Origin of the sequence: Desulfocurvus vexinensis DSM 17965, assembly GCF_000519125.1 — a bacterium.
Classification (GTDB): Bacteria; Desulfobacterota; Desulfovibrionia; order Desulfovibrionales; family Desulfovibrionaceae; genus Desulfocurvus; species Desulfocurvus vexinensis.
The window spans coordinates 435,393-450,553 of record NZ_JAEX01000001.1; the positions used below are offsets into that span (position 1 = coordinate 435,393).

Sequence of the window (15,161 nt, forward strand, 5' to 3'; positions counted from 1 at the left end):
GTAGGCGACAGTGTACAAGTTTGCGACGCTTCTCAAGGACCTTCCGACCCTGCACGAGTACAGGATGTCGGCCACAGGCTATGCCGTGTGGCTGGTCTGGTCCGGGGAGCTGACCGAGGCCATCCCTTCCACCTTCCGCGACTTCGGCGGGGTGGAGATCAATGCCGACCGCAACCAGGCGGTGTGGTACTTCTGGTCGCGCGACGTGTTCCAGGCCGCGGCCCGGCTCCAGATCTGGGCCAACCTGAACGAGCTGCCGGTCTTCATCCAGATCATGCCCACGAACCTGATGATCGGGTTCCAGCGCGAGATGTCCCTGTCCATCGCCTCGGAGCTGTACTCCCAGCAGGCCATGAGCCCGGGGGTCTTCGAGGTCTGGGTCCACCCCAAGGTGCGCCCCGACGTGGAGAACATGCCCGGCATCCAGCTGGAGAAGGTGGACCGCCAGATCACGGGCATGGCCTCGGCCAGTTGGAGCCGGCTTTCCGGCGACCCGCGCATCGGCTTCCGCCCGACCCTTGGGTGGTACTTCATCCTGCGGCCCCTGGGCAACCCCCTGGACAAGCGCTTCATTGAGGGCTGGCCCCGGTTCTTCGCCGCAGTGGAGCAGATCGTCAAGCGCCTCAAGCTCAAGTTCATCCTGCACGACAACCACATGATCTTCGAGCTGGAGAACTACAAGACCCTGGAGATCTGGTGCCGCGAGATCCTCTCGCTGCTGGCCCGGGCCAAGGACTGCGACGACTGCGCCTACTGGCCCAGCGTCATGGCCGCCGTGGAGAAGGCCGGGTTCCAGTTCAACGAGGACCTGCCGCGCAAGGTGCCCCTGGACTGGGACAAGATGGCCCCGGATTTTCCGCACATGTCCTACCGCTCGGCCTTCCTGCTGGGTTCGCGCTTCCTGATCAAGGACGTGAGCTACAGCTTCGAGCGCAACAAGCTCACCGACTGGTGTTACGTGCTGCTGGCCGACGAGCAGGGCGAGCAGGACCGGGGCACCCTGGCCGTGACGCTGCCCGTGGCGCTGCTGGTGGGCAGCGGGCGGCCCTGCTTCTACTGCGGCCAGCGCACCCACGAGGAGGCCCAGTGCCCCTCGCGGCGGCTGGTGGACCTCAACCCCGCGCCCTGGCGGGAGCTGGCCGGGCTCGACTTGGCCCATATCTCCGCCGGGCTGGGCGAGCTGGGCGAGGCCCTGCGCGAGGACCCGGCCCAGGCCCTGGGCACGGTGCTCACGGGCCAGGGCCTGGCCCAGAGCCTGCTGGCCGCCGTGTTCGAGATCAACGCCCCGGCGCAGCTGCGCGCCGCGCCGCTGGTCATGCGTTCGCTGGGCAAGGAACTGCCCTCGGGGTTCTTCAAGCTCGCTCCCCCGCAGGACTCGCCCCACGCCAAGACCCTGGGCGCCCTGGTGGCGGGCGACGCGGCGGTGGCCGAGGGCCTGGCCAAGCAGGGCGCGCTGCGCGCCCCGCGCGACTTCGGCTTCCGCACGCTGCTGGGCTTCCTGGCCCTGGAGCGCGGCGACCTGGAGCGCGCCGTGGAGTTCTGGCACGAGGCCGAGCAGGTGGGCGACACGCCCACGCATTTCGCCTACCACAAGTATCTCCAGGGCCGGGCGCTGGAGGTCCAGGGCCGCTTCGACCAGGCCATGACCCTGTACCGCGACGCCCACAAGCTCTGCCCGCGCTGGATCGACCCGCTCTACCGCCAGGCCGTGAGCATGGTGAAGATGGGCTTCACCGAACACGCCGTGGGCCTGGTGGACCAGCTCGTGGACGACGACCCCAACATGTTCAACCGCGTGCTCATCGACCCGGAGATGGAGCGCGGCTACGTGCAGCTTCTGGGCGTGCTCTACGGGCGCTGGATGCAGGCCCAGGCCGTGGCCAAGGAGAGCGCCGAGAAGCTGCGCCAGCTCCAGGAGGAGATCGACGACTGGTTCGGGCAGGGGCACGATTTCGGCCACAAGGCCCGCCGCCAGATCGAGGAGCTGCTCAAGCTCGCCGGGGTGGAGAATTTCGTGGCCTTCCGCCGCCTGTCCCAGGGCCGGATGCAGCTCGAAAAAGAGATGCGCCAGATGATCGAGACCGAGACCCGGGACCTGACCCGCCAGGCCGAGAGCATCCGCGACCGGCTGCGGCGCATCCACGAGGACATCTCGTGGTTCCCCTTCCCCAAGGCCCTGCGCGACTTCAACCGCGATTTCAACTTCTGCGTGACCAAGCTGAACTGGGTCCGCCAGCAGCACTTCACGGTGGCCAAGAACTTCCGCCTGAGCCACGAGTATTTCCGCCAGGTGGACGAGACCCTGGGGCGGCTGGGCCACCGCCTGGTGACCCTCAAGATCGTGCGCGACGCCACGCTGTTCATCCTGCTGCTGGGCAAGAGCTTCATGTGGCTGGAGATCGTGGGCCTGGGGCTGGCCCTGGTGGCCATGCCCGCGTCGGTGTTCGTGGCCGAGCACTGGGGCGTCGAATGGCTCTCGCGGGCCATCGAGGGCCAGCGCTGGAACCTGCAGAAGGGGCTGGTGGTGGTGCTCAGTGTGGCGGCGTTCGTCTTTGCCCTGCTGCGCACGGCGCTGGTGTTCGAGAAGAAGAAGGCCAAGTTCTTCGAGGAGCGGATCGAACTGGGCCGCAAGCTGGCCCAGGAGCAGGCGGCGCAGTCCGCCCGGGGCGGCGCCCGGGGCGGCGCCCGGGGCGGTCAGGCAGGCCGGTCGGGCGGGGCGCGGCCCCGCTCCGGCTCCCGCCGCTAGCCGGGGGGCGCGCAGGCGCCCGCGCCGGGCCCGGGGCCCCGTCCGCGTCGTGCGGGCGGGGCCCCGCGCGTCTGTCGGCTAGCTTTCGCGGGCCACGGGGAAGGGGCCGAAGCTCTGGGCCACGGGCATGACTTCCAGGCGGTTGATGTTCACGTGGGCCGGGGCGCTCACGGCGTAGTGGATCAGGTCGGCGATGTCGTCGGCCACCAGGGGCTGCATGCCCTGGTACACCGACCCCGCGCGGCCCTGGTCGCCCGAGAAGCGGACCACGGAGAACTCGGTCTCGGCCATGCCGGGCTCGATGTTGGTCACCCGCACGCCCGTGCCGTGCAGGTCGGCGCGCAGGTTCAGGGAGAACTGGCGCATGAAGGCCTTGGTGGCGCCGTACACGTTGGCCCCGGGGTAGGGGTAGGTGCCCGCGATGGAGCCCAGGTTGACCACGTGCCCGGCCTTGCGCTGGGCCATGCCGGGCAGCAGGGCGCGGGTCATGTACAGGGTGCCCTTGATGTTGGTGTCCACCATGGTCTCCCACTGGTCCAGGTCGCAGCGCTGGGCGGGCTCCAGGCCCAGGGCCAGGCCCGCGTTGTTCACCAGCACGTCCACGGCGGCGAACCCGGCGGGCAGCCCGGCCACGAAGGTATCCACGGCCTCGCGGCGGCTCACGTCGAAGGCTGCGGCGTGGACCTGGGCCGGGGCCAGCTCGCGGGCCAGGGCCTCCAGGCGCTCGCGGCGGCGCCCGGTGATGATCACGCGCCAGCCCTCGCGGGCGAAGCGCCGGGCCATGGCCTCGCCGAAGCCCGAGGTGGCCCCGGTGATGCAGATCGTCTTGCTCATGTCGTTCATCCTGTTTGGGAATGGTGATAGGGGGGCGTCGCGGCGCAGTGTAGCCGATCGTGCCCCGATTGCAAGCCGCGCCCCGGGGCGCCGCCCGGGGGTGCCTCGCGGGCGCGGTTTTCCTTCTTGTCGCCCGGGCGGGGAATCGATAGTGTCGGCGTGCGGGGGGGATGCCCCGCCGCATCCACGGCCCCGGGAGGAATCGTTGGCTCATCTGTCCGTGAAGGCCAGGCTCGTGCTGGCCCTGTCCGTCATCCTGCTGGCGGCCTTCGTCGTCACCAGCGTGGTCAACTACCGCGTCTCGCGCGACGCCGTGCGCGAGGAGCTGCTCACCACCGGCCTGCCGCTCACCCGCGACACCATCCACTCCGAGCTGCGCGGCGAGCTGATGCGCCCGCTGTTCGTGGCCTCGCTCATGGGCAGCGACACCTTCCTGCGCGACTGGGCCCTGGACGGCGAGCACGACGAGGAACTCGTCCGCAAGTATTTGAACGAGATCAAGAACCGCTACGGGTTCTTCACGTCCTTCTTCGTTTCAGAGAAGACCAAGAAATACTACTATTTTGGCGGAACGCTGAAGACCGTCTCGCGCATGGACCTGCGCGACGCGTGGTACTACGGGTTCGTGGGCCGGGGCGTGGATGTCGATCTGAACGTGGACGCCAACCAGGCCGCGGGCGGGGCCCTGACCCTGTTCATCAACCACCGCGTGGAGGACTACCGGGGCTACCTGCTGGGCGTGACGGGCGTGGGCCTGGACCTGACGGAGTTCGCCGGGATCATCCAGGGCTTCCAGAACAAGTACCACCGACGCATCCTCCTGGTGGACGAGTTCGGCACGGTGCAACTCGGGCCGGACACGGAGCAGATGGCCCAGGCCAACATCCGCAGCATGCCCGGCATCTCCAGCGTGGCGCGCAAGGTGCTGGCCCTGCGCGGCGAGCCTGCCAACTTCGAGTACACCGGGCCGGACGGCACCGTGCTGCTCGCCGCCCGGTACCTGGAGGACATCGGCTGGACCCTGCTGGTGGAACAGGACGAGGCCTCGGCCCTGGCCGCCGCGCGCGACAACCTGGTGCGCACCCTGGTGGTGGGCGTGGCGGCGTGGCTGGTGATCCTGGGGCTCAGTGTGGTCACGGTGAACCATTTCCAGCGCCGCCTGATGCACATGGCCGTCACCGACCAGCTCACGGGCGCGGCCAACCGCTGGGAGTTCGAGGGCCGCTTCGGGCAGGCCGAGGCGCGCCACGGGCGCCATGGCACGCCCTTCTCCATCATCCTGCTCGACCTGGACCATTTCAAGGGCGTCAACGACAACCTGGGCCACCTGGAGGGCGACCGCGTGCTGGTGGGCATCGCCCGGCTGGTGCGCGGCATCATCCGCCCCGGCGACCTGCTGGCCCGCTGGGGTGGCGACGAGTTCCTGGTGCTGGCCGAGGGCGGGCTGGACGAGGTCCGGGCCATGGCCGAGCGCATCCGCGCGGCGGTGGCTGGCGCCTGTTTTGCCCAGAAGGAGGGCTGCCAGCCCGTCACCGTGAGCTGCGGGGTGGCCGAGTACCGCCAGGGCGAGACCCTGGACGCCCTGACCCGGCGCGCCGATCAGGCGGCCTACAGCGCCAAGGAGCAGGGCCGCGACCGGGTGGTGGCCAGCGCGTAGGCGAAGCCGGGCGCAGCCGGGCGAAGCCGAGGGAAGCCGGGTACAGTCGGGGGAAGCCGGGCGACCCCGGGCAAAGCCGGGCCGGGTTGGGCCGCGATGTTCATGGGACGCCGTCCGTCAGGGGCGGCGTCCTTTTTTGCGCAGCAGGGGCAGCACGGCCAGGGCCGTGCCCGCCAGGGCCAGCAGGACGGCGGCCATGCCCACGGGCGGGCCGTGCTCCCCGGCGGGGGCGGGCAGCACCAGCAGCAGCACCAGGGGCTGCGCGCGCAGGGGTGCGGCCACGGCCAGCAGGCGTTCCCCCCCGGGGTCGGTCAGCTCCCGCTGGGCCAGGGCCGAGGCGCGCCGGGCTTCGCCCGCCAGCCTGCGCAGGGCCTGCGCCGTGGCGCCGGTGGCCAGGGCCGTTTCGTCCAGTCCGCCGGAGGCGACTTCCAGCAGCGCGTCGTCGGCGGCGAAGAGCAGGGCCAGGCCCCGGGGGCGGTCCGCGCCTTCGGTGAGGAGGTCGGCGTCGGCCCGGGCCGTCAGGTGCGCCCGGGCTCCGGGCAGGTCCTGGCGCAGGACGATGTGCACCCCGCCCTGCGGCCCGGGCTCCAGGCCATGGGGCGCGGGCGCGGGGCGCTCTTCCAGGGCCAGCCCGGCCAGGGCCGGGTCGCGCTGGCGCAGGGCCGCGTCCAGGGTGGCCAGGGCGGCCTGGTGGTCCGGCGCGGCGGCCTGCTCCAGGCCTGCGGCGGCCTCGTCCAGGGCCGCGCGCAGGGCGCCCAGGCGGGCGTCGGCCTGGGCCGCCAGCACCAGGGCCAGCCGCCCCCGGGCCTCCACCAGCTGCGCCGCCTCCTGCCCCGAGCGGTGCCCGACCAGGGCGGCGGCCACGGCCAGCAGCGCGGCCAGCAGGGTCAGGGCCGCCGTGGGCCGCAGGGTCGAGGTTGCGGGATTGCGCAGGGGGCGGCGGATGCGGGGCATGGCGTCGGCTCCGGGCTTGACGTTGGTGCTGGGCGTTCGGCGCAACAGGCGCCGCGCGGCCAGGGTCGCACGGACGTTGGCGGATGGTCAATGCGTCAGGCGCGCGCGAGGGGTTTTTCCGGGCCGGGGCGGCGCCGAACGGCGGCGGGCGGGGGCGGCAGAAGGGGGCGGCAGGCGGCGGCGGCGGGCGGGAGCGCGGTCACTCCTCGGCCAGGTCGCCGCAGATGCTCACGCTGATGCGCCCGATGCTCGGGCGGTAGGTTCCGGCGAGAATCTGGGCGCGCAACTCGGCGATGAGGGCCTTGCGGTCCTCCTCGGTGGGCTCGTAGCGGCCCCCCGTTTCCGGGGCCGGCGCGGCCCCGGCGCCGTGTGCGTCGTCGTGCTGCATGCCGTATTCATCGGCAGCGGATTCAGGAAGTTAAGGGTGTATTTGGAAGTGCAAGGATTTGTCGGGGATGCCGGGTCGGGCCGGACCGGGGGGGCGGGTCAGCCGGGGGGCAGGGGCAGGGGCAGGGGCAGGGCGGGGGACAGCTCGCGGGCGCGGGCTTCGTCGCGTTCGGCGGCCCCGGGCTGGCCCAGGGCGCGCAGGGCCCGGGCGCGGTCCTGGCGCGCGGGGCCGAGGTCGGGGTCCAGGCGCAGGGCCTCGTCCAGGGCGGCCAGGGCGTCCTGCGGACGGTCCTGGGCCAGCAGGGCCCGGCCCATGGCCAGATGGGCCAGGGCGGCGCTGGGCGTCAGGGTCACGGCGCGGCGGGCGTCGTCCAGGGCCGGGCCGGGGCGGGCCAGCTCCAGCCAGGCCAGGGCCCGCCAGGCCAGGGCGCCCGAGGTCGCCGGGGCCAGCTCCACGGCGCGGCGGAAGTCCGCCAGGGCCTGCCGGGGGGCAGCGCCTTCCAGGCCCAGGCGCCCGCGCAGCACCAGGGCGTCGGCCAGGGAGCGCTGGTCCATGTCGGCGGAGTTGACGGCCCGGGTCAGCAGTTCCCAGGCCGAGTCCTGATCGCCGCGCAGGGCGGCCTCGCGGCCCTGGCGCACGAGCTGGCGCGGGTCGTCGCGCACCAGGCGCGGCGAGAGCAGCGGCACGAGCGGCGCGTCCTGCGCCAGGGCGGGGGCCAGGGCGCACGGCGCGGGCACGAAGAGCGCCAGGGCCAGGACCGGCGCGAGCAGCAGGGCGGGCAGGGCGTTGCGGCGGCGCATGGTTTGTTGTGCGCTGCCCGGGCAGCGCTGTCAACACACCGGGGCGGCGCAGGAAGGCCGGTCGGCGAGGGTTTTTCGGGAAACGGCAGGGGGCGCCCGGTCCGGGGGCGCCCGGCAGGCGGCGCCGCGCCCCGTATGGCGCGCAGCCGGGCCGCCGCATCTGGCGCGGGCAGGCGTCCTGCGGCGTGGCGATTTTTCCCCGCCTGGCGCAGCGCCCCCGAAAGACAGCCAGGGGGCCGTGACGGCAAAAAGCGTTTTGACCCGGGTGCCTTGTGCGGCCAGTGGATCTGGCCGTATTTCGCGGGGGCGGCCCTAGCTGCGGCGCAGGGTGAAGTCCACCTCGCGCGGGGCCTGGCCGGGCAGGGTCAGGCTGGCGCGCACCGGGGGCGTGGCGGCCAGCACCTGCCCGCGCCGGACCACGAACAGCCGCGCCGGGCGCAGCCGGATGGCCTCCACGGGGTTCCTGGCCTGCAGGATCACGAAATCGGCGGCCTTGCCCGGGGCCAGCCCGTAGTCCGCAAGGCCCAGGGCCCGCGCGCCGCCGTGGGTCACGGCCTCGAAGCACTGGCCCAGGCCCGTGGTGCCCATCATCTGCAGGCAGTGCGCGCCCATGTGCGCCACTTCCAGCATGTCGTGGCTGCCCAGGGAGTACCAGGGGTCCATCACGCAGTCGTGGCCGAAGGCCACGTTGACCCCGGCGGCCAGCAGCTCGGGCACGCGGGTCAGGCCCCGGCGCTTGGGGTAGGTGTCGTGGCGGCCCATGAGGTGGATGTTGATCAGCGGGTTGCACACGGCGTGCAGCTGCGCCTCGGCCATGAGCGGCAGCAGCTTGGACACATAGTAGTTGTCCATGGAATGCATACTGGTCAGGTGCGAGCCGGTGACGCGGCCCTGCAGGCCCAGGCGCGTGGTCTCGAAGGCCAGGGTCTCCACATGGCGCGAGGCCGGGTCGTCGGTCTCGTCGCAGTGCATGTCCACCAGCAGCCCGCGCGCGGCGGCCAGCTCGCACAGCCAGCGCACGGACAGCCGCCCGTCCTCCATGGTCCGCTCGAAGTGCGGGATGCCGCCGACCACGTCCACGCCCTTGTCCAGGGCGCGCTTGAGCAGCTCCTGGCCGCCCGGGGTGCGCAGCACGCCGTCCTGCGGGAAGGCCACCAGCTGGATGTCCACCAGGCCGCGCATCTCTTCGCGCACCTCCAGCAGCACGTCCACGGCCATGAGGCTCGGGTCGGTCACGTCCACATGGGTGCGCACGGCCAGGGTGCCCCGGGCCACGGACCAGTCCAGCAGCTCCAGGGCCCGGGCCTTGACGGCCTCGGGGGTCAGCTCGGGCTTGAGCTCGCCCCAGATGCGGATGCCCTCCAGCAGGGTGCCGCTCTCGTTCATGCGCGGCAGGCCCAGGGACAGGGTGGCGTCCATGTGGAAATGCGGGTCCACAAAGGGCGGGGCGGCCAGGTTGCCTGCGGCGTCGATGGTCCGCGCGGCCTGGGCCGTGATGCGCGGGGCGATCTCGGCGATGCGTCCGTCCTTGACGGCGATGTCCACGGGGCCGCCGCCCTCGGGCAGGGTCGCGCCGGTGACCAGCAGATCGAGCATGGGAGCCTCCTTCAGCGTTCGCCCTTGCGGAAGGGCACCAAAAGCGCCGCCGGATAGGCCGCGCGGCGCGACATGACCACCAGGGCCACGATGGAAAACACGTAGGGCATCATCAGATAGACCTGGTAGGGGATGGCCAGGCCCGACTGCTGCTGCACGCGCATCTGCACGGCGTCGAAGGCCGCGAAGAGCAGCGCGCCGAGCAGGGCCTTGCCGGGCCGCCACGAGGCGAAGACCACCAGGGCGATGCAGATCCAGCCCCGGCCATTGACCATGCCGATGTAGTAGGCGTCGAAGGCGGCCAGGGTCAGAAAGGCGCCGCCCACGGCCATGAGCGCGCTGCCCGCCATGACCGCCACGGTGCGGATGGCATGGACCGACAGGCCCTGGGACTCCACGGCCATGGGGTTTTCGCCCGCCATGCGCAGGGCCAGGCCCGCCGGGGTGCGGTAGAGCACCCAGGCCGTGACGCCCAGCGCCGCCAGGGCCAGCAGGGTCAGGGGCGTCTGGCCGAAGAGCACCGGCCCCAGCAGGGGTATGCTGCTCAGGCCCGGGATGTCCATGGCTGCGAAGGGCACGATCTTGGGCGGAGTGGTGGCCTTGGGCAGCAGCATGCGGAAGGCGAAGGACGACAGGGCCGAGGCCAGCATGGTGATGCCCAGGCCGGTGACGTGCTGCGACAGGCCCAGGTGGACCGTGAACAGCGCGTGGACGAGCCCCAGGGCCGCGCCCACGGCGGCGGCGAAGAGCACCGCGCCCCACAGCGACCCGCCCAGGTAGACCCAGCACCAGCCCCCCATGCACCCGGCGGCCATGATGCCCTCGATGCCCAGGTTCAAGACGCCCGCGCGCTCGCAGATCAGCTCGCCCAGGGTGCCGAAGAGCAGCGGCGTGGCCATGCGCACCGTGGCGACCCAGAAGCCGGTTTCCAGCAGCAGTTCCAGCACGCCCACGGCCTACCTCCAGCGGATGCGCCAGCGCGGCGCCAGCATGCTCACCAGCACGGCCAGAAGCGAAAGCGCCGTGGCCACATCGGCAATATAGTTGGAAATTTCCAGGGAACGGCTCATGGAGTCGGCGCCGATGGAAATGACGGCCACGAACAGCGCCGCCGCCACCACGCCCAGGGGGTGCAGCGCCGCCAGCATGGCCACCACGATGCCCGAGTAGCCGAAGCCCGGGGAGAGGTCCAGGGTCAGGTAGCCCTTGAGGCCCGCCAGCTCGCTGACCCCGGCCATGCCCGCCAGCCCGCCGGAGAGAAGCGCTGTGCGCAGCACCGCGCGGCCCACGGGGATGCCCGCGAAGCGGCTGGCGCGCTCGCTGTGGCCCACGGCGCGGATCTCCAGGCCCCAGGTGGAAAAGCGTATCACGGCCCAGGCGCCCACGGCGCAGGCCAGGGCGACCACGAAGCCCCAGTGCAGGCGCGTCTTGGCCACCATGGGCGCCAGCACGGCGGCGTCCACCACCGGCGCGGCCTGGGGCCAGCCCATGGCCATGGGGTCCTTCCACGGCCCGAAGACCAGCCAGTTCACGGCCAGAAGGACCACGAAATTGAGCAGCAGGGTGGTGACCACCTCGTCCACGGCCAGGCGTGTCTTGAGCAGGGTCGGGCCCAGCAGCAGCAGCCCCCCGGCCAGGGCCCCGGCCAGGAAGAGCGTGGGCACCATCAGCCAGGCGGGCAGGTCGAGCATCCCGGTGCCCAGCCAGGTGGCCATGGCCGCCCCCGCGTAGAGCTGGCCCTCGGCGCCGATGTTCCACAGCTTGGCGCGGAAGGCCACGGCGGCGGCCAGCCCGGTGAAGATCAGCGGCGTGGCCCGGGTCAGGGTCTCGGTGAGGGCGAAGGTCGAGCCCAGGGAGCCCTTGAGCAGCAGGCCCAGGGCCCGGGCGGGCGAGGTGCCCGAGAGCCAGATGAGCAGCGAACACAGCGCCAGGGCCACGCCCACGGCCAGCACCGGAGCCAGCACCGTGAGCGCCAGGGAGGGCTGCTCGCGCGGTTCAATGCGCACTGCGGGCCTCCTCGCCGTGGCCGCTCATGGCCAGGCCGATGGCTGCGGCGTCGGCCTCGTCGGGGCGCACCGGGGCGGACAGGCGGCCGCGGTGCATGACCTGGATGCGGTCGGCCACCTGGAAGATTTCGTCCAGGTCCTCGGAGATGAGCAGCACCCCGGCCCCGGCGCGGCTGACCTGCATGAGCGCCTTGTGCACGAAGGCGGCGGCGCCCACGTCCAGGCCCCAGGTGGGCTGGCTGGCCAGGATGACGGACGGGCTGCCCGAGAGCACCCGGGCCAGGATGAGCTTTTGCATGTTGCCCCCCGAGAGCTGGCGCACCGGGGCGCCGGGGCCCGGGCAGCGCACGTCGAAGCGGGCGACGAGGTCGCGCGCGCGCTGGCGCATGGCCGCAAAGTCCAGCAGCCCCCAGCGCGAATAGGGCCGCTGGCGGTAGACCTCCAGGGCCAGGTTCTCCATGACGCTCATGTCGCCCACCAGGCCGGTGCCCGTGCGGTCCTCGGGCACGCGGCCCACGCCCAGGGCGATCATGCCCGCCGGGGTCGGGGCGGGCACGGGGCGGCCATGGACGCGCAGCTCCCCGGCGTCGGGCCGGGCCAGCCCGCTGACCAGTTCGGCCAGGGCGGCCTGCCCGTTGCCCGACACCCCGGCGATGCCCAGGATCTCCCCGGCGCGCAGGGTCAGGTCCAGCCCTTCCAGCACGGGCCGCCCCTCGGGGCCGCGCAGCAGGACGCCGTCCAGGGCCAGCACCTCGGCGCCGGGTTCGCCCGGGCGGCGCTGCACCCGGGGCACCTCGCCGCCGACCATGGCCCGGGCCAGGGTGCCCGCGTCGGTCTCGTGGGTCGCGGCGCGCAGCACGACCTTGCCGTGGCGCAGCACCACGCAGCGGTCGCTGGCGGCCATGACCTCGCGCAGCTTGTGGGTGATGAAGATGACCGACAGGCCCCGGTTGACCAGCAGGCGCAGGGTGGCGAACAGCTGGTCGCTCTCCTGGGGCGTGAGCACAGCGGTGGGCTCGTCCAGGATCAGGATGCGCGTGTCGCGGTACAGGGCCTTCAAAATTTCCACGCGCTGGCGCTGGCCCACGGAAAGATCACGCACGCGGGCGTCGGGGTCCACATGCAGGCCGAAGCGCGCCGAGAGGTCGGCCAGCCGCTTGCGCGCCGCAGCCGTGCGCAGCCGCGTGGACCATACGGGCCGCGTGCCGACCATCACGTTTTCCAGCACGGTCATGTTGGCGGCCAGGGTGAAATGCTGGTGGACCATGCCCACCCCGGCGTCCAGGGCCGCCCGGGGCGAGCCCGGGGGTAGCGGGCGGCCCATGACCTCCACCTCGCCCTCGTCGGCCACATAGTGCCCGAAGAGGATATGCATGAGCGTGGTCTTGCCCGCGCCGTTCTCGCCCAAAAGGGCGAGCATCTCGCCGCGCGCAAGCTCCAGGCTCACGGCGTCGTTGGCGGTCAGCGGGCCGAAGCGCTTGGTCACGCCGCGCAGGCGCAGCACGGTCTGGCTTTCGGGCATGGTGCTCCCGGGCGCGCCGGGGCCGCCGCGCAGGCGGCCCCGGCAGGTCCGCGTCCTAGAAGGTGGACTTGGGCTCTTCGTCGTTGATGGTGATGACCATCTCGCCAGCCAGGATGGCGGCCTTGATCTTCTCCACCTCGGCCTTGACCCCGGCGGGGATGCGCTCATCGAACTCGTAGTAGGGCGCCAGGGCCGCGCCGCCCTTGGCCATCATGGTCCACTCGCGGTAGTCCTCGGCGGCGAAGGTCCCGGCCTTGACGCGCTCGATGGCGTGGCCGATGGCGGCGGTCATGTCCCACAGGGCGGAGGTCACGACCACGTCCGTGCCGTTCTCCTCCTTGTTCATGTCGTTGACGTTGCCGAAGGCGATGATGCCCTTCTCGCGGGCGGCGTCCACCACGCCCGCGCGCTCGGCGTAGAGCACGTCCACCCCGGCCTCGATCTGGGCGTAGGCGAACTCCTTGGCCTTGGGCGGGTCATACCAGGAGCCGATGAAGGAGACCTTGAACTCCACGGCGGGGTTCACGGACTTCGCTCCCTCCATGAAGGCGTGGAACAGGCGGTTGACCTCGCCGATGGGGTAGCCGCCGACCATGCCGATGCGGTTGTTCTTGGTCATGGACCCGGCGATCATGCCCATGAGGTAGCAGGGCTCGTGGATGTAGTTGTCGAACACGGCCATGTTCTTGCCGTAGGGCCCGAAAGAGTCGCCCATGAGCAGGGCCACGCCGGGGTAGTCGTCGGCGACCTTGCGCACGTCGCGGCTGATGCCGAAGGCCTCGCCGACCACCAGGTCCACGCCCGACTCGCAATACTCGCGCAGCACGCGCACGTAATCGGTGTTGGAGACCTTCTCGGAGAACACGTACTCGATCTCCCCGGCCTCGGCGGCCTTGGTCAGGGCCTGGTGCAGGCGGGCGTCCCATTTCTGCTGGATGGGCTGGGTGTAGATGCCGGCGACCTTGATGGTCTTGGCCAGGGCGGCCCCGGGCAGGGCCAGGGCGCAGGCCAGCGCCAGGGCACAGGCCAGGGCGGTCAGGGAAGTCTTCTTCATCGTCGTCTCCCGAGGGGTGAGGGTGGTTGGTCCGCCCCGGCAACGCCGATGCGCCGGGGGTGCGGCGCGCAGGCCGCGGCCCGCTTCCGAGCAACGGGCGTGCCAGCGGCGCCAAGCCCCGGAGCGGCCAGGAAAAGCGCGCCGGGGGCCGCCCAGAGCGGCGACGAATATGACAAAAAGCGGCAAGGAGCGCCACGCAATTGTAACAGTTTGACGAAAATGTGAAGGTCGAGGACGGGCGCGGGCCGGGGGAGGAGGAGCCTGGGGACGGTGCGTGCTCCTGGGGATTGATTGGCCTCCGGCGGCTTAAGGGCCGTGGGCCCTTAAGAATCCCATTCGGGGTGGGCGTGGCGGCGCGCCGCCACGCCCACCCAATGCGGGATTCTCAAGGGACGTGTCCCTTGAGCCGCCGGAGGCAAATCCACCCAGGGGCCACGCGCACCGTCCCCAGGCTCCTCCGCCCCCGGCGCCGGGCCGAAACCGGCAGGCGGGAAACGGCGGGGGCCCGCAACGCTTGTGCGTCGCGGGCCCCTGGGCGTCGTCTGGGTCCGGCGGGTTACTCCGTCGCGACCTTGAGCATTTCCCAGTACTTTTCGTAGATGGGCAGGGCCTCGCCCACGCCGGTCTGGAACTCGCTGTTGACGAGGTCTTCGGGGCGCGGGGAGACGATGGGGTCGTTTTGCAGCTCTTCGGGCAGCAGGGCGAAGGCGGCCTTGTTGGGCGTGGTGTAGCGGAACTCCTCGGCGATGCGCGCGGCGATTTCCGGGCGCAGCAGGAAGTCGATGAACAGCAGCGCGCCTTCCTTGTTTTCCGCGCCCGCCGGGATGCACAGGCTGTCCATCCACAGCATGGCGCCCTCGCGGGGGTAGACGTATTCCAGCTCGGGCATTTCCTCGCGGATCTGGCTGGCGTCGCCGTTGAAGATCAGCCCGGCCACGGCCTCTTCGCCCGCGAAGACCTGCTTGGCGCCGTCGCTGGTGAACACGCGCACGGCGGGCTTGAGCTCCAGCAGCCATTCGTAGGCGGCCTTGATCTCGGCCTCCTCGCGGGTGTTCATGGAGTGCCCGAGCACCTTGAGGGCCAGGCCCAGGCCGTCGCGCAGGTCGCTGGACATGACGATGCGTCCGGCCAGCTCGGGGCGCTTGAGGTCCGCCCAGGCGGCCACGGTGCCGGGGGCGACCTGCCTGGTGTTGACCATGAGCCCCGTGGAACCCCACATGTAGGGGATGGAGTAGCGGTTGTCGGGGTCGAAGGGCTTGTTGAGCACCGAGGGGTCCAGGTTGGCGAAATTGGAGAGGGCCGTGGGGTCGATCTCGGCCAGCAGGCCCTGTTCGCGCATCAGGCTCACGAAGTAGGTGGAGGGCACCACCAGGTCGTAGCCCTTGCCGCCCATGAGCTTCAGCTTGGTGAACATGGCCTCGTTGGACTCGTAGGTGGAATAGACGACCTTGATGCCCGTCTCGGCGCTGAACTCGTCGAGCACGCTCTGGGGCATGTAGTCGGTCCAGTTGTAGATGGTCAGGGTCTTGCCCGCCCCGGCCCAGGCCGAGGGGACGGCCACCAGGGCCGCCAGGAGCAGCAGGGCTGCGATGCGCTTGGTCATG

General features: G+C 71.6%; 12 protein-coding genes. 2 read left to right on the forward strand and 10 right to left on the reverse strand.

From position 1 onward, the window contains the following. Positions 1-10: 10 nt before the first annotated feature. Positions 11-2,746 (forward strand): tetratricopeptide repeat protein, encoded by a 2,736-nt coding sequence (locus G495_RS17125; RefSeq protein ID WP_035250479.1) that lies wholly within the window; start codon positions 11-13, stop codon positions 2,744-2,746. 78 nt (positions 2,747-2,824) lie between these two features. On the opposite strand, the gene G495_RS0101990 is transcribed toward G495_RS17125, so the two are convergent. Next, positions 2,825-3,580 carry an SDR family oxidoreductase gene (locus tag G495_RS0101990; protein WP_028586434.1) on the reverse strand — a complete coding sequence of 252 codons (756 nt, stop codon included), beginning with the start codon at positions 3,578-3,580 and terminating at the stop codon, positions 2,825-2,827. A gap of 205 nt (positions 3,581-3,785) precedes the next feature. Here G495_RS0101990 and G495_RS0101995 point away from each other — a divergent pair, with 205 nt between their 5' ends. Then, positions 3,786-5,237 (forward strand): sensor domain-containing diguanylate cyclase, encoded by a 1,452-nt coding sequence (locus G495_RS0101995; protein WP_051444967.1) that lies wholly within the window; start codon positions 3,786-3,788, stop codon positions 5,235-5,237. A 117-nt stretch (positions 5,238-5,354) separates the two neighbouring features. Here the strand turns inward: G495_RS0101995 and G495_RS0102000 are convergent, their stop codons facing one another. From G495_RS0102000 to G495_RS0102040, 9 genes are all read right to left on the reverse strand, one after another. After that, a complete protein-coding gene (locus G495_RS0102000; RefSeq protein WP_169734343.1) occupies positions 5,355-6,236 on the reverse strand; it encodes a hypothetical protein in 882 nt (293 codons plus the stop codon). A 154-nt stretch (positions 6,237-6,390) separates the two neighbouring features. Then, the gene (locus G495_RS0102005) at positions 6,391-6,579 is read right to left on the reverse strand and encodes a flagellar biosynthesis anti-sigma factor FlgM (protein ID WP_028586437.1); all 189 of its coding nucleotides are present in this window, start codon (positions 6,577-6,579) and stop codon (positions 6,391-6,393) included. Positions 6,580-6,677: 98 nt separating this feature from the next. After that, on the reverse strand, positions 6,678-7,379 hold the full coding sequence (locus G495_RS20100) for a tetratricopeptide repeat protein (protein ID WP_051444968.1): 702 nt from the start codon (positions 7,377-7,379) through the stop codon (positions 6,678-6,680). A gap of 312 nt (positions 7,380-7,691) precedes the next feature. Then, a complete protein-coding gene (locus G495_RS0102015) occupies positions 7,692-8,975 on the reverse strand; it encodes an amidohydrolase family protein (protein ID WP_028586438.1) in 1,284 nt (427 codons plus the stop codon). Positions 8,976-8,986: 11 nt separating this feature from the next. Next, entirely contained in the window at positions 8,987-9,928 is a 942-nt protein-coding gene (locus tag G495_RS0102020) for an ABC transporter permease (protein ID WP_028586439.1), read from the reverse strand. 3 nt (positions 9,929-9,931) lie between these two features. Further along, entirely contained in the window at positions 9,932-10,981 is a 1,050-nt protein-coding gene (locus G495_RS0102025) for an ABC transporter permease (protein WP_028586440.1), read from the reverse strand. Continuing rightward, positions 10,971-12,503, reverse strand: coding sequence for an ABC transporter ATP-binding protein (locus G495_RS0102030; RefSeq protein ID WP_035250483.1), 1,533 nt, complete (start codon positions 12,501-12,503; stop codon positions 10,971-10,973). Before G495_RS0102030 ends, G495_RS0102025 begins: the two co-directional genes overlap by 11 nt. Before the next feature lie 55 nt (positions 12,504-12,558). Further along, positions 12,559-13,557, reverse strand: coding sequence for a BMP family protein (locus tag G495_RS0102035; protein ID WP_028586442.1), 999 nt, complete (start codon positions 13,555-13,557; stop codon positions 12,559-12,561). Between the two features lie 556 nt (positions 13,558-14,113). Then, positions 14,114-15,160 carry an extracellular solute-binding protein gene (locus G495_RS0102040; protein WP_028586443.1) on the reverse strand — a complete coding sequence of 349 codons (1,047 nt, stop codon included), beginning with the start codon at positions 15,158-15,160 and terminating at the stop codon, positions 14,114-14,116. Position 15,161: the final 1 nt, after the last annotated feature.

Bases quoted from the DNA above. Each gene is read 5' to 3' on its own strand.
- G495_RS0102035 (WP_028586442.1), bottom strand. From the start codon at position 13,557: ATGAAGAAGACTTCCCTGACCGCCCTGGCCTGTGCCCTGGCGCTGGCC.
- G495_RS0102015 (WP_028586438.1), bottom strand. From the start codon at position 8,975: ATGCTCGATCTGCTGGTCACCGGCGCGACCCTGCCCGAGGGCGGCGGC.
- G495_RS20100 (WP_051444968.1), bottom strand. From the start codon at position 7,379: ATGCGCCGCCGCAACGCCCTGCCCGCCCTGCTGCTCGCGCCGGTCCTG.
- G495_RS0102030 (WP_035250483.1), bottom strand. From the start codon at position 12,503: ATGCCCGAAAGCCAGACCGTGCTGCGCCTGCGCGGCGTGACCAAGCGC.
- G495_RS0102040 (WP_028586443.1), bottom strand. From the start codon at position 15,160: ATGACCAAGCGCATCGCAGCCCTGCTGCTCCTGGCGGCCCTGGTGGCC.
- G495_RS0101990 (WP_028586434.1), bottom strand. From the start codon at position 3,580: ATGAGCAAGACGATCTGCATCACCGGGGCCACCTCGGGCTTCGGCGAG.
- G495_RS0102005 (WP_028586437.1), bottom strand. From the start codon at position 6,579: ATGCAGCACGACGACGCACACGGCGCCGGGGCCGCGCCGGCCCCGGAA.